Source organism: Novosphingobium sediminicola, from assembly GCF_014196525.1.
Taxonomy (GTDB): domain Bacteria; phylum Pseudomonadota; class Alphaproteobacteria; order Sphingomonadales; family Sphingomonadaceae; genus Novosphingobium; species Novosphingobium sediminicola.
In genome coordinates, this window is record NZ_JACIDX010000001.1 from 55444 (window position 1) to 74033 (window position 18590).

The window sequence follows — 18590 nt, forward strand, 5'->3', positions numbered from 1 at the left end:
CATTCCATGTACGCCTTCCGAGTGACTGACGAAGCCGAGTTTTCCGCCCATTACGGGGATACGCGACTCAGCTTTGCTCCTGCGGCGGCGGTCAGCCTTGCTCCCAACGCTCCCTTCATTCCCAGCGCCCGCTATGCCCAGCAATCGCAACGCCCGCGCGGCGGCGCGATGCTGGCCTCGGCGCTGGCGGTCGGCGCGCTGTTTTCCGCGATGGTGTGGATGAATGTCGCCCCCCATGCCAAGCGCGAACATCATGTCGTGACGATGGACCTGACCGCCCCGCCGCCGCCCTCAACGCCCGAGAGCAAGCCGGTGGCCAAGACGGTCGACATGCCGCAATTGCCGCAAGCCGTGGCCCAGCCGCAGCCTGACGCCCCCACCCCGCCGCTGGCCGTGGCGATTGCCGTGGGTCAGGAAGCGGCCGCGCAGCCACCCGCGCCGCCTGCTCCCCCCGCCCCTGCCCCGGTGGCCGCCGCGCCCAAGGCGCCTGCGGGTCCGGCTGAGGTCGGCGATCTGGGCGCGCGGATCCTCTCCTTCACGCCGCCGTCCTATCCGCTGGAATCGCGGCGGAATATGGAAGAAGGCACGGTGACGCTGGGCCTGCTGGTCGGCACCGATGGGCGGGTGGCGGAAATCACCGTGGCCAACAGCAGCGGCTTTCCCCGCCTCGACAAGGCCGCGCTGGAGGCTGTGCGCAAATGGCGCTGGACCCCGATGATGCGCGGCGGCGAGGCGGTGATGCTGCGCGGTTTCCTGAAAATCCCTTTCGGGCTCAAGAAGTAAGAAATTCGACCATCTGCTGGCCCAGTTCCTTCTGGGTCACGCTGCTCATATGCGTGCCGGGGATTTCGGCATAGCGCGCATCGGGCAAGGTCTGGGCCAGGCGCGGGGCGCTGCCATTGTCCTGATCGATGGCGCCGCAGACCACCAGCGTGGGCATGGTGATGCCCGCCAGATCCGAGGGCGGCGTATCGTCCACCGATTGCAGCAGCAATTGTGCGGCGCGCAGATCGACCTTTTGCGCCTTCATGAACTGCTGGGCCACATAGGCCGGATCACCATGCTTGATCGTGCCGTAACGCGCGATGGCGTCGAGGAAAAAGGCGCTGCGCCGCGCCCATCCCGCCAATCCTTCCAGCCCCATGCCCGCAAGGATCAACCGGCGCGGCTCCAGCCCCGCCAGCACCGCGCGCGTGGCCGTGCGCGAGCCGAGCGAGAAACCGCCCAGATCGAACTCGCCCGGCTCAAACCCCAGTTCGCGCACCAGCATCAGCGCGTCGGTGACCAGCACGTCCTCAGGATAGGCGGTGGCGTCATGGGGCGCCTCGCTCATGCCATGGGCGCGCAGATCAGGCATGATGACCTCGAACCCGGCCTGCGCCAGACGCTCGGCATGGCCATATTTGACCCAGTTGATCGCCGCCGATGAAAACAGCCCGTGAAACAGCAGCAAAGGCCGTCCGCTCCCTCCCGATGCAGGCCCCATGCGATGGAGCGCCAGCCGCGTTCCCGCCCAACCGCGAAAATAGCTGGTGGTGACTGTTTCGGGCATGACGACATCCTCTTCGGGCGAATGGGCAAGGAGATCGCGATAGGCGCGGAAAAGCCAAAGGGGCAAGCGGCTTGTGCCGGCCGATGCCTGAAAATATTCGTGGATCAAGGAAAGGCGCTCCAATGGCGCGAAAGGAAACAGGGCGGGTAAAGCGCCCGCCCTGCATGATCTGTCGTCTGTTTCAGCAGCCCGTCAGCGAGGCGCCGGGCACATAACGCGGGCCGAACATGGGCGAACAGACGCGCGCCGCGCCGGCGCGCTTCAGCCGGGTCGGGTCGATCTGGCCGCTCTTGGCGGTATCGGCGCGGTCAAAGGCGGTTTCCATATAGGCGACGAAGGCTTCGCGGGTGACCTTGCCATCGGCATCGCGCGGCACATGGGGCAGGATTTCGGCCAGCGCCGTGTCACCGGCAGCAGCGGCATTGGCCTGCGTGGCGCCGGCAAGGGCCAAAACCACGGCGGCGAGGCCAAAACGGATATTCATAACTCCTCCTATGCGAAAGTCCCCACCCCCGCGCCGCGCGGCCTAGCTTTTCGGACAGGCGTCCGGTATGCGCAATTCTGCTCATGCTTTTATCGGGCAATTTCGGGCATTTCGTACAAAGCTGGATCGGACTGCGCGGGCGGCTCGCCTCGTCGCGTGGAACCATCGCCTCGCCGGACTCTTCCTTGGGCATGGTCCATGTTCGAGAGGAGTAGACCCATGAAGACCCTTCACAGCACGCTGCTCGCCGCCACCATGTTGGCCGTGACATGGAGCGGCCCGGCGATGGCCGAGGGCAAGGCCGATCGTGCGAAAAAGGCCATCGCCGTGGCCGAGGCCAAGATCAGCGCCGCCGATACGGCGGGCGCGGACACTTTGCTGGCGGTAGATCAGGCCAAGGCCAAGCAGGCTCTGGCCGATGCGCGCGAGGATCTGTCGGCAGGCCGCAAGGAAGAGGCGATCGAGACCGCCAATCATGCCGCAATGATAGCCGATGCCAACCTTGGTCAGGCCCAGCGCATTAAGGCCGAGCGCACCGCCGCCCGTGTCGAGGCGGCCAAGACCGATGCCGCCATTGCCCAGCAGCAGGCCAGCGAGGCTTCGCAACAGGCAGCCGCCCAGCAGGTTGCCGCCGCCAATGAGCGCGCCGCGAATGCCGAGCAAACCGCGCAGACCGCCCAGCAGGATGCCGCAGCAGCGCGCGCCAACGCTCAGGCCGCCATGGAGCAAAAGCCCGCCATGGAAACCACGGTGACCACGCAGAATACGGGCCGGGTGGCCGCCAAGAAGGTGGTCAGGACGCGCGTCGTCAAGAAGCCGGTTCCCGCCGCTACCTCGACCACCACCACCGTGACCCAGCGGGTGAATTAAACCCTGCAAATGCAAAAAGGGTGGGACAGGTTTTGCCTGCCCCACCCTTTTGTTTTGCCATCAATGGCGCGCCGATCAGCCCTTCTTAAGGTGACGGCGGCCCAGCAGTTCGGCGATCTGCACCGCGTTCAGGGCCGCGCCCTTGCGCAGGTTGTCCGAAACGCACCACAGCGACAGGCCGTTGTCGACCGTCGAGTCTTCACGCACGCGGCTGATGAAGGTGGCGAAATCGCCCACGCATTCGACCGGGGTGATATAGCCACCGTTCTCGCGCTTATCGACCAGCATCACGCCGGGGGCTTCGCGCAGGATGTCCTGAGCTTCCTGTGCGCTGATCTCGTTTTCGAATTCGATGTTCAGCGCTTCGGAGTGGCCGATGAACACCGGCACGCGCACGCAGGTTGCCGTCAGCTTGATCTTGGGATCAAGGATCTTCTTGGTTTCGGCCACCATCTTCCATTCTTCCTTGGTGTAACCATCATCCAGGAAGACGTCGATGTGCGGGATCACGTTGAAGGCGATCTGCTTGGTGAACTTCTTGGCCTCGACCGGATCGCCGACAAAGATCGCGCGGCTCTGTTCGAACAGCTCGTCCATGCCTTCCTTGCCCGCGCCCGACACCGACTGATAGGTGGCGACCACGACGCGCTTGATCTTCGCCTTGTCGTGCAGCGGCTTGAGGGCCACAACCATCTGCGCGGTCGAGCAGTTGGGGTTGGCGATGATGTTGCGCTTGGTATAGCCGTCGATGGCGTCCGGGTTCACTTCGGGCACGATCAGCGGAACGTCCGGGTCCATGCGATAGAGCGACGAGTTGTCGATCACCACGCAGCCCTGCGAAGCGGCCTTGGGGGCATAGATCTTGGTCGGCGCCGAACCTGCGGCAAACAGGGCGATGTCCCAGCCGGTGAAGTCGAAGTGCTCAATATTCTGAACCTTCAGCTTCTTGCCGGTTTCGCCGAAATCGATCTCGGTGCCCTGCGAACGCGACGAAGCGACCGCCGCCAGTTCGTCGATGGGGAATTCACGCTCGGCAAGGATGTTGAGCATTTCGCGGCCCACATTGCCCGTGGCGCCAACGACGACAACCCGATAACCCATGTTACTCACTCCTGCGGCCCATAAAGGGACCTGTTTCACGCGGCCTGAGACGCAAAGCCGCATTACAACAACTGGCTAGAGAATTACGGCGGCGTCACTCCATGCCGTGCCAGGAAAGCGAAAATCGTGTTCCAGAGATGGACGCTGACCTTGGGCCCGCCCACGCGGTGGGTATGACCGGGATACAGCATCATTTCAAAAGGCGTTGCCTCGTTCTGCATCTTGGCGATCAGCGCCGAGGAATTTTCAAACACCACATTGTCATCCGAAAGCCCGTGGATCAGCAAAAGCGGATCGCGGATCGCATCGGATTTGTCGATGGCATTGGCGGCCTTATAGGCCCCCGCGACCTTACGCGGATCGCCCATGTAACGCTCGGTATAGTGGGTGTCATACAATTCCCACTTGGTCACCGGCGCGCCGGAGATCCCGGCGGCAAAGGCGCCCGGATGCGCCTCCAGCATCTTGAGCGTCATGTAGCCGCCATAGGACCAGCCATAGGTGGCGATCTTATGCGCGTCCACGAAAGGCAGGCTCTTGAGGTAATCGGCCCCGGCGATCTGGTCGGCCACTTCCACCGTGCCCATCGCCTGCCAGATCTGGCTTTCGTAATCGACGCCACGGTTGGCGCTGCCCCGGTTGTCGATCTCAAAATAGATATAGCCGCGCGCAACGATCGCCTGCGCCAGCGCGCCCGACCAGCCCTTGTTGACCACCTGCACATGGGGGCCGCCATAATGCTCAAAGAACACCGGATAGCGCTTGCCCGGCTCCATCACCGGCGTAATCATCTTCCAGTGCAGATCGCTGCCGTCCTGCGCCTTGATCGTGCCGAAAGTGGGTGCGCGATGGGCGGCAAGGAAGGGCGCGTAGGGATGACCCGCATCCACGCGGTTTTCCTCAACCCATGCGATGCGCTTGCCCGCGCCATCGGCCAGATAGGTCTGGGCAGGCTGATTCTGCGCGCTGCGGGTGATGACCAGCGTTTGCCCGGCACGATCCATCGTCGCGCTGTTCATATAGGCCGGATCACTCAGGCGCTTCGGTTCGCCCGGATGGTTGTAATCCAGCGCATAGACCTGATGGGCCAGCACATCGTCCTTCGTGGCGGTGAAAAAGACCTTGCCGCCCTTCTCATCCACGCCGTCCAGCGAGGTGACCATCCAGCGCCCATGCGTGAGCTGCCGCCATTGACCATTGGCAAACCGATAGAGATGGCCGAAACCATCGCGCTCGCTCCACCAGATCAGGCTGCCGTCGCGCAGGAAACGGTAATTGTCGGTGAGGTTGATCCAGCTCTTGGGCCGCGCCGTCTCGCTGAACAACACCTCCGAGCGCCCCGTGGCCGGATCGACCCGCAGCATGTCGAGGCGGGTCTGCGCCCGGTCCTCGCGCTGAACATAGAGCGCCTTGCCATCGGGCGCCCAATCGACGCGCGCCAGATAGATGTCAGGGTCAGCGCCAAGATCAACCTTGACCGGGGCGCCGCCATCGGGGCTGACGACATAGAGCGACACTTCGGCATTGGGCGTACCCGCCGCCGGATAGCGCTGGTCGAAAGTCTTGGTGCCGGTTGCGCCGATGGCCGCGCGGGTAACGATGCCGACATGGGCTTCATCGAAGCGTTCCACCGCCACATGCTTGTCATCGCCCGACCACCATGCGCCGGTCAGGCGGGCCATTTCCTCTTGCGCGACAAATTCAGCCTCGCCCCAATGGACGGTCTGGCTGGCTTCCACCGGCGTGATCGCACGCGGGGCGCCGCCATTGACCGGCACCACCCACAGGCGGCGATCGCGGACAAAGGAGACGAAACCGCCCTTAGGGCTGAGACGCGGATTGAGCGCATCGGCCCCCGCCCCTTCAACCTTGCGCACCGAGCCATCCAGCCCGGCCAGCAGCAATTCGCCATCCAGAGGCACCAGCACGCTCTTGCCATCGGCCGCCCAGCTATAGGTGACGATGCCCTTGAGATCGCCGATCCGCTGCCGCTCGCGCTGCATCTTTTCCGCTTCGGATAAGGCGCGGCCCGAGGACAGCTTTTCCGAATCGACCAACATCCGCCATTGCCCGCTCTGGCGGTCATAGCCCCACAGGTCATAACGCTCGCGGTCATCGGCCCGGTTGCGCAGCAGCGTCAGATAGCGCCCGTCAGGCGACAGCTTGACCCCGCGCGGCGCAGGGCCGTTGAGCGAAGGGCTGGCGAACACGCGCTCGAAAGACAGGTTCTGATTCACCGGCGCGTTCACAGCCGCCCCCTGCGCAAAGGCAAAGGGCGCAGGCACAAGCATGGCTGCGGCAAGCAGGAGAGCGGGAAAGCGCATGGCAAGGAAGGATACCTGTCAGAGCAAGGATGGATGGCGCGCAAGCAAAAGGGCGCCCCGGCTGTCTTGGCCGAGGCGCCCTTGTCACGGTGTTCCGCTGGTTGGCTGGGGAACTTCTGTTCCGGCTCAGCCTTCCGCGCGGGTGTCGCGGCGCTCGGCGATACGTGCGCGTTTGCCGGTGCGGCCGCGCAGATAGTACAGCTTCGCACGACGCACGACACCACGGCGCACCACGGTAATCGATTCGATGTTGGGCGAATAGAGCGGGAATACGCGCTCCACGCCTTCGCCGAACGACATCTTGCGCACGGTGAAGTTCGAGTTGATGCCGCGGTTCGAGCGAGCGATCACCACGCCTTCATAGGCCTGAACGCGGGTGCGTTCGCCTTCGATAACCTTCACGCCCACGCGCAGCGTGTCGCCAGCGCGGAATTCCGGAATTTCCTTGCCCGTAGCCGAAAGCGCCTTGGCGATTTCTTCGGCTTCGATCTGCTGAATCAGGTTCATTGACCCAAATCCTTCGTTTTGCGCCGCGCGCCAGAGGCAGACTGACCCGAAGCACCACCGTAGCGCTCCCAAAGGTCGGGCCTGCGTGACCGAGTATCATCGCGCGCCTGTTGTTTCCGCCAGGCGTCGATTTTTCCATGATCCCCCGATCGCAGCACTTCAGGGATCAATCGCCCTTCCCAATCATTGGGTCGGGTATAGTGCGGATATTCGAGCAATCCGTTTTCGAACGACTCATCATCCCCACTAGAGGCCGCGCCCATTACGCCGGGAAGCAGCCGAATGCAAGCATCAAGCATCATAATCGCCGCAGGTTCGCCGCCCGAGAGGATAATATCGCCCATCGAGACCTCCTCGACATCGCGCCCGGCGAAAATCCGCTCGTCAAACCCCTCAAAACGGCCGCAAAGCACAATCACCCCCGGCCCCGCCGCCAGTTCGCGCACACGGCTTTGCGTCAGCGGCTTGCCGCGCGGGGTCATAGCGATCACCGGGCGGCCCATCGGGCCTGCGCCGCGCGCATGGTCAATCGCGCGGGCCAGCACATCAACTTTCAGCACCATCCCTGCCCCGCCGCCTGCGGGCGTGTCATCCACGGTGCGATGCTTGTCCTGGGCAAAGTCGCGGATCTGAACGGCGTCAATGTCCCACTTGCCCTCCTCGCGCGCGCGGCCGGCAAGGCTGACCCCCAGCGGACCGGGGAACATATCGGGATAAAGCGTCAGGACGGTGGCGGAAAAGCTCATGGCGCCCCCATGCCCCCTGCGCGATCCAACCGCAAGGGGCTTGCAGGCTCAACCCCGGCCAATCCGCAGCCGGTGCAGCGCCTCATAAGGGGTGCCCATCAAAACCTCGGTGCCGAACAGGGCGACGGCCATCTGCGCCTGCTCCATCTGATGCCCGCGGCCCAGATTACGCGCCTCGCGCCGCGCCCGCGTCAGCACCCGCGCACCGCCTCTTGTTCGCCGGTCGATGGTTGCGCAGCGCAGTATCCCGCCCACCAAAGCCGCCAGCAGCAGCCAGCCCAGATAAGGCACAGGCTGATGATGCAGCAAAGCGATCTCCCAGCGCACAACGCCAAAGATCAGCACCAGCACATATGGCAGGCAGGCCCAGCCCCGGATGCGCCACCAATCGGCCCGGTCCACCCACAGCCCCCGCGCGATCAGCCGCAGTTCAACCCAATGGATCGCGCCCCACAGGCTGGCCATCAGCATGGCCCAGTCGGTGCCCGGCGGCAGGCCCAGCACCGTCACCTCGGCGCGGCTGAGGCCCGCCGTGGGACGCAGGGGCTCGAAATGGCTTTCGTCGCGCAGGGCCAGATGGCCCGCCTGCATCAACGTGACCACCAGAGTTTCAGCATAGCGCGTGGCCCCGCCCGAAAGACAGGCAAGTTCAAAAGGGTGATGCAGAACCAGCGTCCGGCCATCGGGGCGCAGCCAATGCGGCAACACCCACGCCATGCCCGCCGCCGCCAGCAGCAAAGCGGCATAGACCGCGAGAAACTGTTCCCCGCTTAATTGCAACGGGTCCAGCCCCGCCATGATCCTCTCCTCATCTGCCATCCGGCGACGAAGACCCCGCGCGTCTTTAACCTTCAAGCGGGCGAGGTACAATCACAGCTTTGCAAAAACGGACAAAAATCAGACGAAGTGTTAACCACGGCGGTACGCATGGTCCTTATTCAAAGGTTCCCGTCAGGCGGGTGATGCTGACCGGCAGCCCCTTGCGCCGCATCATCCACCAGGCCACCCCCGCGCCCGCCTGCCAAAGGCCCATCGCCGATCCAAGCGTCGGCCCCGAAAAAAGCCAGTCCGCCGCTTCGGCAGGATCAATCCAGCCCTGCAGCCATCCGTATGCGCCGATAGCGATCAGAACGAAAAGGACGATGAAAAGCGCAGGCAGCGCCGCAAGATTGGCAATCAGCGTCCGCGACCAGCGCAAACGATGGCGCGCAATGTGAAGGGCCCATAATCCCTGCACCCAATAGACCAAAAAGAGGATAGCAAGGATGAACGCGCCGGTGAGCATAAACTAGCCCTGCGCGTAGGCATCCTCGATCAGCACCCGCGTCTCGTCCCATTCGGGCACGGCCTCGGCGCGCATGGGCACCATGAAGCGGTGGCTCTTGCCATCTTCGCCCGCGGGCGCTTCGATTTCCAGAATGTCGCCCGCGCCGAAATTATCGACCGCGACAACTGTACCCAGCATCGCACCCGTGGTGGACTGGGCCGCCAGACCGAGCAGGTCGGCGTGATAATACTCACCCGGCGCCAGAGGCGGCATGGCCGAGCGGGGAACCGTCAGTGCCGTCCCGCGCAATTTTTCCGCCGCCGTTCGATCAGAGACTTCGGCAAAGCGGGCAAAAGCGCCCCCCTTGCCGTCATCCTTGATCGATTTCAGCGTCAGCGCGCCATTGTTGAAGGTGCGGTAGCTTTTGAGCGCCGCCACACCTTCACCAAACAGCTTGAGACGAACCTCGCCCGTGATGCCATGCGCCGCCGCAACAGCGGCCATTGTCACGGGCCGGCTCATTATTCAGCAGCAGCCGCTTCAGCAGCTTCAGCGGCCTTCTTGGCCTTGTCTTCAGCGCGTTCCTTGGCCTTCTTGCCGGGGACGCCAGCGTTGGGGTTGTAGGTCGCCTTGCGTTCCTTGACGCCGGCCTTGTCCAGCAGACGGGCAACGCGGTCGGTCGGCTGCGCGCCAACGCCCAGCCAGTACTTCACGCGGTCTTCGACCAGACGCACGCGGTTTTCATCGTCCTTGGACAGCAGCGGGTTGTAGGTGCCAACCTGCTCCAGGAACTTGCCGTCGCGCGGGGCGGTCGAGTTGGCGATAACGATCTTGTAGTAAGGGCGCTTCTTAGAACCGCCACGCGACAGACGCAGAGAAACCGACATTTTCGTACCTTTCCAATAAATTCGTATTATTTCTTGAGAAACTTTGAGAGATCTGGGCCACCGGCACCAAGACCGGGAAGCCCACCGGCGCCGGGGCCGCCCCCAAGACCGCCAAGGCCACCCATGCCGCCGGGGAGACCGCCGCCGCCCATCCCGCCGAGAGCGCCGCCAAGGCCACCCTTGCCGAAGAGCGCGGCAAGGCCCTTGAGCCCACCCATCTTCTTGATCTGCTTCATCGCCTTTTCCATCTCCTGATGCATTTTCAGGAGCTTGTTGACTTCCTGCACCTGCGTGCCGGAGCCATTGGCGATGCGGATCTTGCGCTTGGCGTTCAGCAATTCGGGGCGCGCGCGCTCCTTGGGCGTCATCGAACCGATGATCGCATCCATACGCAGCAGCGTGCGGTCATTCATCCCGCTGTTGGCCATCGCGGCCTGCGCCTTCTTCATGCCGGGCAGCATGCCCGCCAGCGTGCCAAGCCCACCCATCTTCTGCATCTGGCGCAACTGGCTGCGCAGGTCGTTCATGTCGAACTGACCCTTGGCCATGCGCTCGGCCAGCTTTTCGGCGTCCTCGGCATCAACCGCCTGCGCGGCCTTTTCCACCAGGCTGACGATATCGCCCATGCCCAGAATACGGCCCGCCACGCGGCCGGGATTGAACACTTCGATCTGGTCGAGCTTTTCGCCCATACCGGCAAACTTGATCGGCTTGCCCGTGACCGCACGCATCGAGAGCGCCGCACCGCCGCGCGCATCGCCATCCATACGGGTGAGGATCACACCCGTCAGATCGACTTCACCCGCAAAGCTCTGGGCAACGTTCACCGCGTCCTGACCGGTCAGCGAATCGACGACCAGCAGCGTTTCCTTGGGGGTCGAGATGGCGGCAACAGCCTTCATCTCTTCCATCAAGGCCGCATCGACATGCAGACGGCCCGCCGTGTCGAGCAACAGCACGTCCACAGCCTGAAGCTTGGCCGAATTGATCGCGCGTTCGGCAATCGCAGTCGGCATCTGCCCCGAAACGATCGGCAGCGTCGAAACGCCCACCTGCTCGCCCAGAACAGCCAACTGCTCCTGCGCGGCGGGGCGGTTGACGTCGAGCGACGCCATCAACACCTTTTTGCCGTGCTTTTCCTTCAGCAGCTTGCCGAGCTTTGCCGTGCTGGTGGTCTTGCCCGACCCTTGCAGGCCGACCATCATGATGACCACCGGCGGCGCGGCATTCAGATCGAGACCGGGGACATCCTGCCCGCCCAGCATCTCGACCAGCGCGTCATTGACGATCTTGACGACCTGTTGACCGGGCGTGACCGACTTGAGCACATTTTGCCCAACGGCCTTCTCGGTCACTTCGTCGATAAAGCGACGCACCACCGGCAGGGCCACGTCGGCTTCGAGCAAGGCAATGCGCACTTCGCGCATCGCATCGCGCACATCCTGTTCTTTGAGCGCACCGCGCCCCTTCAGCCGATCAAAGACCGAGCCAAGGCGATCAGACAGAGCGTCGAACATCAGCCAACCCCAACAGCGGCGCAAAATTACGCCAAAAACGCCGATGGGCCAAACCTGGCCGATCAGCGCATATTCCCATCAAGCGAAAAACGCCGGCGGACGTAAATTCGTCGGCCAGCGTAACGCTCAATGAAGCGATACCTTCCCTTTGGTGGAGCCTAGCGGGATCGAACCGCTGACCTCCTGCATGCCATGCAGGCGCTCTCCCAGCTGAGCTAAGGCCCCTAACCAATGGGTATATGTTTGAATGGTGGAGCCTAGCGGGATCGAACCGCTGACCTCCTGCATGCCATGCAGGCGCTCTCCCAGCTGAGCTAAGGCCCCATTCATTCAATAAGCTAGGCATCCCTGGGTGGTTTGCTTCGCTTCCGCCTCGTCGGCGGGCCGCCCCACTAGGACGACCCCGGAACCTTGGCAAGAACTTTTTTCGAGAAATTTCATTTTTCTGAAAAAAGCCCCGCCAAGGTTCCGGACAAGAGCTTACACTTCGTCAGGCTCTTCATCATGGCCCGACACGCCCAGGTCGTCATCGCCGCCCAAGTCGACATCATTGTCCGGCGAATCGCCGTCATCATCGATGTCCAGATCCTCATCGGCCAAATCGCCGTCGGCCACCTCATCGGCGTCCTTCTTCTGGATCTCCTCAAAGGGAATCGGCTGCTTGCTCTTGAGAACCGGTTCAGGAACCCAGGCATAGCCGCATTCGATGCAAGTGACGGGATCGTCCTTGCCCAGATCGTAAAAGCGGGTGCCGCACTTCGGGCAGCCGTGCTTGGCGCCCCATTCTGGCTTGACCATGCTATTCCTCATGTCTGCCCCAGCCAAAGCGGCGGGCGGTATCCATTGCTATGCGTAACTGGCGCGAAGGGCCATTTGACCGACCCTGCCATGCTCTGGCGCCTTGCCATAGAGCCCCCGCGCTGTCAAAAGCCGCGCGCTTCTGACGGGTGCCTGCCCGTGACGCAAGCGTTTTTCGCATCCCCAGTCTTCATAGTCCCAAGGAATCCTGCCTGTGAGCGCTTCTGCCACCCCCCGCCCCCGCCGTTTCCTGCCCACAGGCGCGCTGAATGGCACGATCCGCGTCCCCGGCGACAAGTCGATCAGCCACCGCTCGATCATGCTGGGCGCGCTGGCTCTGGGCGAAACGCGGGTCACGGGCCTGCTGGAAGGCGAGGATGTGATGTCCACGGCGGCCGCCATGCGGGCCATGGGCGCAAAAATCGTGAAAACCGATGATGGCGAATGGATCATCAACGGCGTGGGCGTCGGCGGGCTGCTGCAACCGGAAACCGCACTCGACATGGGCAATTCGGGCACCTCGACTCGCCTGCTGATGGGATTGGTGGCCAGCCATGGCATCACCGCCACCTTTGTGGGCGATGCCTCGCTGTCGAAGCGCCCGATGGGCCGGGTGATCGACCCGCTCTCCACGATGGGCGCGGATTTCACCTCCGTCGAAGGCCGCCTGCCGCTGACCATGCGCGGCGCCTCGCCCGCCGTGCCGATCACCTATCGCCTGCCCATGGCCAGCGCGCAGGTCAAATCGGCGGTGCTGCTGGCAGGCCTCAACACGCCGGGCATCACCACCGTGATCGAGCCGGTGCCCACCCGCGACCATTCGGAACGCATGCTGCGCGGCTTCGGCGCGAATCTGACCGTTGATGTCGATGAGGAAGGCACACGCACCATCCAGATCCACGGCCCCGCCGAGCTGAAGGGCCAGACCATCGTGGTGCCGGGCGACCCCTCCTCCGCCGCCTTCTTCATCGTCGCCGCGCTCACCGTGCCGGGCAGCGATGTGCTGATCGAGAACGTGGGCCTCAACCCCACCCGCGCCGGGATCGTCACCGTGCTGCGCCAGATGGGCGGCAGCATCGAGGAAGTGAACCCGCGGGAGGTCGGCGGCGAGCCGGTGGCCGATCTGCGCGTGCGCCACTCGCAACTGCACGGCATCGAGGTCGATCCCGAAATCGTGCCCAGCATGGTCGATGAATTCCCCGTCCTGTTCGTCGCCGCAGCGCAGGCCAAGGGCCGCACCGTCACCACCGGCCTTGAGGAATTGCGCGTCAAGGAAAGCGACCGCATCACCGTGATGCGCGTGGCGCTGGAACTGGCGGGCGCCAATGTGACCGAGACCGAAGACGGCCTGATCATTGATGGCACCGGCGGCGCGCCCCTGCCCGGCACGTCGGGCGCGCATCATGTCGCCACGCATCTGGACCACCGCATCGCCATGAGCATGGCCATTGCGGGCCTTAACAGCATGAATGGCGTCGCCATCGACGACACCAGCCCGATCGCCACCAGCTTCCCCAATTTCGAGGCGCTGCTCGCCAGCCTGGTGGCCAGATGAGCCTGATCACCGGGATTCCCGAAGAGATTGCCACCGCCTGCGGTTTTGCGGGCATGGCGCTCTGCGTCTTTGCCTATGGCTATACCACGGCCTTTACCGGGAAGACGCGCGAGCCCAACCCCTTCGTCCAGCATGGCGCCAATCTGGTGGGCGCGCTGCTGCTGGTGATTTCGCTGCTGGTGGATACCAATCCGGCCTCGCTGGCGCTGGAAAGCCTGTGGTCGGCCATCGCCTTTGTCGGCCTTGTCCGCGCCATCATGGCCAAAGGAAAAAACGCATGATTATCGCCGTCGATGGCCCGACCGCTTCGGGCAAGGGCACGATCGCCAAGGCGCTGGCCGCGCATTACGGTCTGCCGCATCTGGACACCGGACTGCTCTATCGCGCAGTGGGGCGACAGGTGGCGCTGAACGGCGGCGATCCCGATGATGCGGACGATGCGCTGGCGGCCTGCGGATTTGCCGACAGTTTGCTGGACGATCCCGAATTGCGGTCCGAAGCCTCGGGCGGGCTGGCCAGTCGCGTGTCGGTGCATCCCGCCGTTCGCCAGGCGCTGTATGAACGCCAGCACGCCTTTGCCACGCAAAGCGGCGGAGCGGTGCTGGACGGGCGCGACATTGGCACGGTGATCGCCCCTGAGGCGACCGCCAAGCTGTTCGTCATCGCCAGCGTGGCCGCGCGGGCCGAGCGCCGTCATGCCGAAATGCTGGTGCAGGGCCGCGATGTCGCCCTTGCCGAGATCGAAGCAGACCTTGCGCTGCGCGACGAACGCGACCGCAACCGCAGCGCTGCGCCTTTGCGCGCAGCCGAGGATGCGATCACGCTCGACACATCCGATCTGGGGCGCGAGGCGGCGATTGCCGCCGCCATCGCGCTGGTCGAACAGATGCGCTGCCTTAGCGGCGAAGCGTCTTAATGGCAGAACGTCTTAGTGCCGGAACTGGGCCTGCGTGACCTGAGCCTCCTTGGCGACGGTCTTTTTCTTGGCCGCGGTCTTCGCATGATGGCGTTTCTTGTTCTTCGCTTCCAGCTTGTGGAGACGCGCCTTCAGCACGGCCACCTGTTCGCGGGCGGCGCGGGCATCGGCGGCGGCGGCGGCGGCCAGTGAATTGGCCGAATTGGCCGAATTGCCCGCGTTTTGCGCGGCCATATTGGCCGCATCGGCCGCCCCCTGGGCCCGGCCCGATGCGGCAAGGGCATTATCCGCCGTCCCCTGCGCGCGCGATGCCGCGCCATTGCCTTCCTGAGCGCTGGCATAGGCTTCGTCCGCGCGCGCCTGCGCCCGCTTGACCGAACCGGTCGTGGCGCAACCCGAAAGCGCGAGAGACGCCGCCACCAGACCCGTCCCCATCAGGCCCAAAGAAATACGCATGGCTTCTCCTCCTTCACAATGTTTCCATCCAGTGGAATTCTGAACAAGCCGGGGCCGTCCTGTGCCGAAAATGAACGAAATGACAAACCCGGATGGTCCGCCCCCGGCGCAGGACGAACCGTGTTGACCCGCCACCCGGCGCCCACCGTATAGATACAGTATAAGGCGGTATTTCCCTTGCCTTTCGCCCCCGTTTGGCCTAGTCGCCGCCGGTCTGCCCGTGGCCTTGGCTGTGGGTGGGTGCTGTGGATGGCATCCGGCCTCCATGGCGGTTCGGCCCTTTTTGGCCCGGCCATCGCATGGTGCGATGCCGGAGGAAAGACCGGCGGACGGAGGCCCTGTTAATCAGGGAACGCCTCCCAACCGCCTGGCCGGAAGAACGTTAGACTTGAAGGACTCTTTTATGAGCACCCCGACCCGCGACGATTTCGCGGCTCTCCTTGACGAATCGCTTGGCGGCGCCGCCAACGGTGGCTTTGAAGGCCGCGTAGTCAAGGGCACCATCACCGCCATCGAAAACGACAAGGCCGTCATCGACGTAGGCCTCAAGAGCGAAGGCCGCGTGCCGCTGCGCGAATTCGCGATGGCCGGTCAGCCCCACGGTCTGTCGGTTGGCGATGAAGTCGAAGTGTTTGTCGACCGCGTCGAAAACGCTGACGGCGAAGCGATGCTCTCGCGTGACCGCGCTCGCCGCGAAGCCGCTTGGGACAAGCTTGAAAACGAATTTGGCGAAGGCAAGCGCGTTGAAGGCGTCATCTTCGGCCGCGTCAAGGGTGGCTTCACCGTCGACCTCGACGGCGCCGTGGCCTTCCTGCCCGGCTCGCAGGTCGACATCCGCCCCGTGCGCGACGTCACCCCGCTGCTCGACGTTCCCCAGCCGTTCCAGATCCTCAAGATGGACCGTCGCCGTGGCAACATTGTCGTGTCGCGCCGCGCCGTTCTGGAAGAAACCCGCGCCGAACAGCGCAGCGGCCTGATCCAGAACCTCTCGGAAGGTCAGATCATCGACGGCGTGGTCAAGAACATCACCGATTACGGTGCGTTCGTTGATCTGGGCGGCATCGACGGCCTGCTGCATGTCACCGACATGAGCTACAAGCGCGTGAACCACCCGAGCGAAGTGATCGCCATCGGCGACACCGTGCGCGTGCAAATCGTCCGCATCAACCAGGACACGCAGCGCATCAGCCTCGGCATGAAGCAGCTGGAATCGGATCCGTGGGATGGCGTTGCCGCCAAGTACCCGGTCGGCGCCAAGCTGCGCGGCACCGTCACGAACATCACCGAATATGGTGCGTTTGTGGAGCTGGAAGCCGGCATCGAAGGCCTGGTCCACGTTTCGGAAATGTCCTGGACCAAGAAGAACGTCCACCCCGGCAAGATCGTTTCGACCTCGCAGGAAGTCGACGTGCTGGTTCTGGAAGTCGATTCGGACAAGCGCCGCATCTCGCTCGGCCTCAAGCAGGCTCAGCAGAACCCGTGGGAAGCTTTCGCCGAACGTCACCCGGTTGGTTCGAGCGTCGAAGGCGAAGTCAAGAACGCCACCGAATTCGGCCTCTTCATCGGTCTGGACGGCGAAGTCGACGGCATGGTTCACATGTCGGACATCGCTTGGGGCATCTCGGGCGAAGACGCGCTGGCGCTGCACCGCAAGGGTGAAAGCGTCAAGGCGATCGTTCTGGACGTGGACATCGAAAAGGAGCGCATCTCGCTCGGCATCAAGCAGCTCGAAAAGGGCGCCCCGGCTGCCGGCGGCGTTTCGACCGCTGCTGGTTCCAATCTGAAGCGCAACGAAGTTGTCACCGTGACCGTGCTCGAAGTGCGTGACGGCGGCCTCGAAGTGCAGGCTGGCGACGATGGCGCCACCGGCTTCATCAAGCGTTCGGATCTGGGTCGCGACCGCGACGAACAGCGCCCCGACCGCTTCCAGGTCGGTCAGAAGATCGACGCCATGGTCACCGGTTTCGACCGTTCGAAGAAGCCCAGCTTCTCGATCAAGGCGCGTCAGCTGCACGAAGAAAAGGAAGCCGTCGAACAGTACGGTTCGTCGGATGCCGGCGCTTCGCTGGGCGACATCCTGGGCGCCGCTCTGAAGGCCAAGCAGTAAGCTTGAACCTTCTCAGCGCTGTAGCCTGAGACACAAAGACCCGCTCGGAGCGATCCGGGCGGGTTTTTTGTTGGGGGTTTAGGTTTAGGGATAGAATGCGAGGGTCTAGACCCTCGCGCTCCCATTACTGTCCTCGTTGCGCCAAAGGTTCACCCTTGCGTCCAGCTTGCCGCGCCGCAGGCTTTAAATAAGGCGGCTTTGCCGCATGACGCTTGTTCGCAAGCAAAGCGCAACCAGTATCGGGATTGCAAAGGGCTTTCGCCCTTTGCCCGCCGGAGGCATAAGCCTTTCCCGAATCCCCACCACAGGACCGTTTGACGATGCCCATCGAGATCCACCAATTCCCCTGTCTTTCGGATAATTACGGCTTTCTGCTTCACGATCCGGCCACGGGCGAGACGGTGTGTATCGACACACCGGACGCTGAGGAATACCTGCGTCAGGCCGCAGCGAGGGGCTGGAGGATCACCCAGATCTGGAACACGCATTGGCACAAGGATCATGCGGGCGGGAATGGCGCGATCAAGGCGGCGACAGGCTGTATGATCACCGCGCCCGCAGGCGATGCGGGCAAGATTGAGGGCGTGGACCGGACGGTCGATCAAGGCGATTCCGTGGCTTTGGGAGCGTATCGCGCACAGGTCATCAATGTAGGCGGCCATACGCTGGGCCATGTTGCCTACCATTTGCCTGAGGCTTCTGTGGCGTTCGTTGGCGATGCGTTGTTTGCGCTGGGCTGTGGACGGATGTTTGAGGGCACAGCCTCGCAATTTTGGGCCAGTCTGGAGCGAATCAAGGCGCTGCCCGCCGACACCACGCTTTATTGCGCGCATGAATATACGGCCAGCAATGCGCGATTCGCGCTGCATGCCGACCCGGAAAATGCCGCGCTGGCCGCCTATTACGAAGAAATCGCCGCCCGGCGCGCGCGAGGCGAGGCGACCGTTCCCTTCTCTCTGGAGCGCGAACTGGTCACCAATCCGTTCCTGCGGGCCGACAGCGCCGATATTCAGGCCCGCTGGGGCGCCGATCCGGTCAGTGCCTTTGCCGCCTTGCGTGAGGCCAAGAACAGCTTTTAAGCAAGGCGCGTCACAGCTTGAACTGCACCACCGCATGGACGACGGAGGTCTTGTTCACCCCCGTCACATGCGGCACGAAGCCCACGCGCAGCGGCCCCAATTTGACGCCCGCCATCGCATAGGGTTCGATCAGATGGTTCGGATAGCCGGTGACACCTCCGATTTCGAAGAACAGCGGCAGGTGATCCGTTTCCGCGCGCCACCCGATCTGAAATGAAGGCCGACGATAGGAATTGTAATAGCCGCCCACGACAAAGCCACATTCGCTTTGGGCGTAGAGGCCATAATTCTGATCGTTATAGCCCGGCTTTTCGTGAATGGAGAGCAGGTGAAGGCCGATAGCCGCCAAATTCAGACAATTCATCGCCAATTCGTCTCTTTCACTGCTAGATCCCGCCCGAAGAGCACATGCTTTTAGCCCAAG

At 63.4% G+C, this 18590-nt stretch carries 20 protein-coding genes, 2 tRNA genes and 1 pseudogene; 7 read left to right on the forward strand and 16 right to left on the reverse strand.

Features of this window, described 5'->3' with window-relative positions; translation table 11 throughout:
* Positions 1-21 precede the first annotated feature (21 nt).
* The gene (locus tag GGR38_RS24510; protein ID WP_183621581.1) at positions 22-783 is read left to right on the forward strand and encodes a TonB family protein; all 762 of its coding nucleotides are present in this window, start codon (positions 22-24) and stop codon (positions 781-783) included.
* Here GGR38_RS24510 and GGR38_RS00270 read toward each other — a convergent pair.
* Together GGR38_RS00270 and GGR38_RS00275 are read right to left on the reverse strand one after the other, a co-directional pair.
* Positions 773-1552: an alpha/beta fold hydrolase gene (locus GGR38_RS00270; RefSeq protein ID WP_183622300.1), complete on the reverse strand. Its 780-nt coding sequence runs from the start codon at positions 1550-1552 to the stop codon at positions 773-775. The genes GGR38_RS24510 and GGR38_RS00270 overlap by 11 nt on opposite strands.
* Before the next feature lie 181 nt (positions 1553-1733).
* Positions 1734-2036 (reverse strand): EF-hand domain-containing protein, encoded by a 303-nt coding sequence (locus tag GGR38_RS00275; RefSeq protein WP_183621583.1) that lies wholly within the window; start codon positions 2034-2036, stop codon positions 1734-1736.
* A 219-nt stretch (positions 2037-2255) separates the two neighbouring features.
* On the opposite strand from GGR38_RS00275, the gene GGR38_RS00280 reads away from it, so the two are divergent.
* Positions 2256-2906, forward strand: a complete 651-nt coding sequence (locus tag GGR38_RS00280) for a hypothetical protein (RefSeq protein WP_183621585.1) — start codon at positions 2256-2258, stop codon at positions 2904-2906.
* A 75-nt stretch (positions 2907-2981) separates the two neighbouring features.
* Here GGR38_RS00280 and GGR38_RS00285 read toward each other — a convergent pair whose 3' ends face one another.
* The 12 genes and pseudogenes from GGR38_RS00285 to GGR38_RS00340 form a co-directional block, all read right to left on the reverse strand.
* Positions 2982-4007, reverse strand: coding sequence for an aspartate-semialdehyde dehydrogenase (locus GGR38_RS00285; RefSeq protein ID WP_183621587.1), 1026 nt, complete (start codon positions 4005-4007; stop codon positions 2982-2984).
* Positions 4008-4090: 83 nt separating this feature from the next.
* Entirely contained in the window at positions 4091-6331 is a 2241-nt protein-coding gene (locus GGR38_RS00290) for a S9 family peptidase (RefSeq protein ID WP_183621589.1), read from the reverse strand.
* 126 nt (positions 6332-6457) lie between these two features.
* Complete coding sequence (rplS, locus tag GGR38_RS00295; RefSeq protein WP_172341147.1) at positions 6458-6838, reverse strand: 50S ribosomal protein L19; 381 nt, start codon at positions 6836-6838, stop codon at positions 6458-6460.
* Positions 6835-7584: a tRNA (guanosine(37)-N1)-methyltransferase TrmD gene (trmD, locus tag GGR38_RS00300; RefSeq protein WP_183621591.1), complete on the reverse strand. Its 750-nt coding sequence runs from the start codon at positions 7582-7584 to the stop codon at positions 6835-6837. The genes rplS and trmD overlap by 4 nt, the downstream gene beginning before the upstream one ends.
* Positions 7585-7632: 48 nt before the next feature.
* Positions 7633-8382, reverse strand: a complete 750-nt coding sequence (locus tag GGR38_RS00305) for a TIGR04222 domain-containing membrane protein (protein WP_183621593.1) — start codon at positions 8380-8382, stop codon at positions 7633-7635.
* A 136-nt stretch (positions 8383-8518) separates the two neighbouring features.
* The gene (locus GGR38_RS00310; protein WP_183621595.1) at positions 8519-8869 is read right to left on the reverse strand and encodes a hypothetical protein; all 351 of its coding nucleotides are present in this window, start codon (positions 8867-8869) and stop codon (positions 8519-8521) included.
* 3 nt (positions 8870-8872) lie between these two features.
* Positions 8873-9355 carry a ribosome maturation factor RimM gene (rimM, locus tag GGR38_RS00315; protein ID WP_425497034.1) on the reverse strand — a complete coding sequence of 161 codons (483 nt, stop codon included), beginning with the start codon at positions 9353-9355 and terminating at the stop codon, positions 8873-8875.
* 23 nt (positions 9356-9378) lie between these two features.
* Positions 9379-9738: pseudogene (gene rpsP / locus GGR38_RS00320) on the reverse strand (30S ribosomal protein S16); the annotation flags it as partial.
* Positions 9739-9764: 26 nt separating this feature from the next.
* The gene (gene ffh, locus GGR38_RS00325) at positions 9765-11255 is read right to left on the reverse strand and encodes a signal recognition particle protein (protein WP_183621599.1); all 1491 of its coding nucleotides are present in this window, start codon (positions 11253-11255) and stop codon (positions 9765-9767) included.
* 149 nt (positions 11256-11404) lie between these two features.
* Positions 11405-11480: transfer RNA gene (locus GGR38_RS00330), tRNA-Ala, on the reverse strand.
* A 23-nt stretch (positions 11481-11503) separates the two neighbouring features.
* Positions 11504-11579 (reverse strand) — tRNA-Ala (locus tag GGR38_RS00335).
* 156 nt (positions 11580-11735) lie between these two features.
* A complete protein-coding gene (locus GGR38_RS00340) occupies positions 11736-12053 on the reverse strand; it encodes an FYDLN acid domain-containing protein (protein ID WP_168603665.1) in 318 nt (105 codons plus the stop codon).
* A 214-nt stretch (positions 12054-12267) separates the two neighbouring features.
* Between GGR38_RS00340 and aroA the strand changes: the two genes are divergently transcribed.
* The 3 genes from aroA to GGR38_RS00355 are packed head-to-tail and all read left to right on the forward strand — an operon-like array spanning position 12268 to position 14524.
* Entirely contained in the window at positions 12268-13608 is a 1341-nt protein-coding gene (aroA, locus tag GGR38_RS00345; RefSeq protein ID WP_183621601.1) for a 3-phosphoshikimate 1-carboxyvinyltransferase, read from the forward strand.
* Positions 13605-13889: a CBU_0592 family membrane protein gene (locus GGR38_RS00350; protein WP_183621602.1), complete on the forward strand. Its 285-nt coding sequence runs from the start codon at positions 13605-13607 to the stop codon at positions 13887-13889. The genes aroA and GGR38_RS00350 overlap by 4 nt, the downstream gene beginning before the upstream one ends.
* Entirely contained in the window at positions 13886-14524 is a 639-nt protein-coding gene (locus GGR38_RS00355) for a (d)CMP kinase (protein WP_183621605.1), read from the forward strand. Before GGR38_RS00350 ends, GGR38_RS00355 begins: the two co-directional genes overlap by 4 nt.
* Positions 14525-14536: 12 nt before the next feature.
* Here GGR38_RS00355 and GGR38_RS24375 read toward each other — a convergent pair whose 3' ends face one another.
* Positions 14537-14980 (reverse strand): hypothetical protein, encoded by a 444-nt coding sequence (locus GGR38_RS24375; RefSeq protein ID WP_172341137.1) that lies wholly within the window; start codon positions 14978-14980, stop codon positions 14537-14539.
* Between the two features lie 403 nt (positions 14981-15383).
* On the opposite strand from GGR38_RS24375, the gene rpsA reads away from it, so the two are divergent.
* Entirely contained in the window at positions 15384-17087 is a 1704-nt protein-coding gene (gene rpsA / locus GGR38_RS00365; protein WP_172341136.1) for a 30S ribosomal protein S1, read from the forward strand.
* A gap of 320 nt (positions 17088-17407) precedes the next feature.
* Complete coding sequence (gene gloB, locus GGR38_RS00370) at positions 17408-18166, forward strand: hydroxyacylglutathione hydrolase (RefSeq protein ID WP_183621607.1); 759 nt, start codon at positions 17408-17410, stop codon at positions 18164-18166.
* A 10-nt stretch (positions 18167-18176) separates the two neighbouring features.
* On the opposite strand, the gene GGR38_RS00375 is transcribed toward gloB, so the two are convergent.
* A complete protein-coding gene (locus GGR38_RS00375; protein WP_183621609.1) occupies positions 18177-18530 on the reverse strand; it encodes a hypothetical protein in 354 nt (117 codons plus the stop codon).
* Positions 18531-18590: the final 60 nt, after the last annotated feature.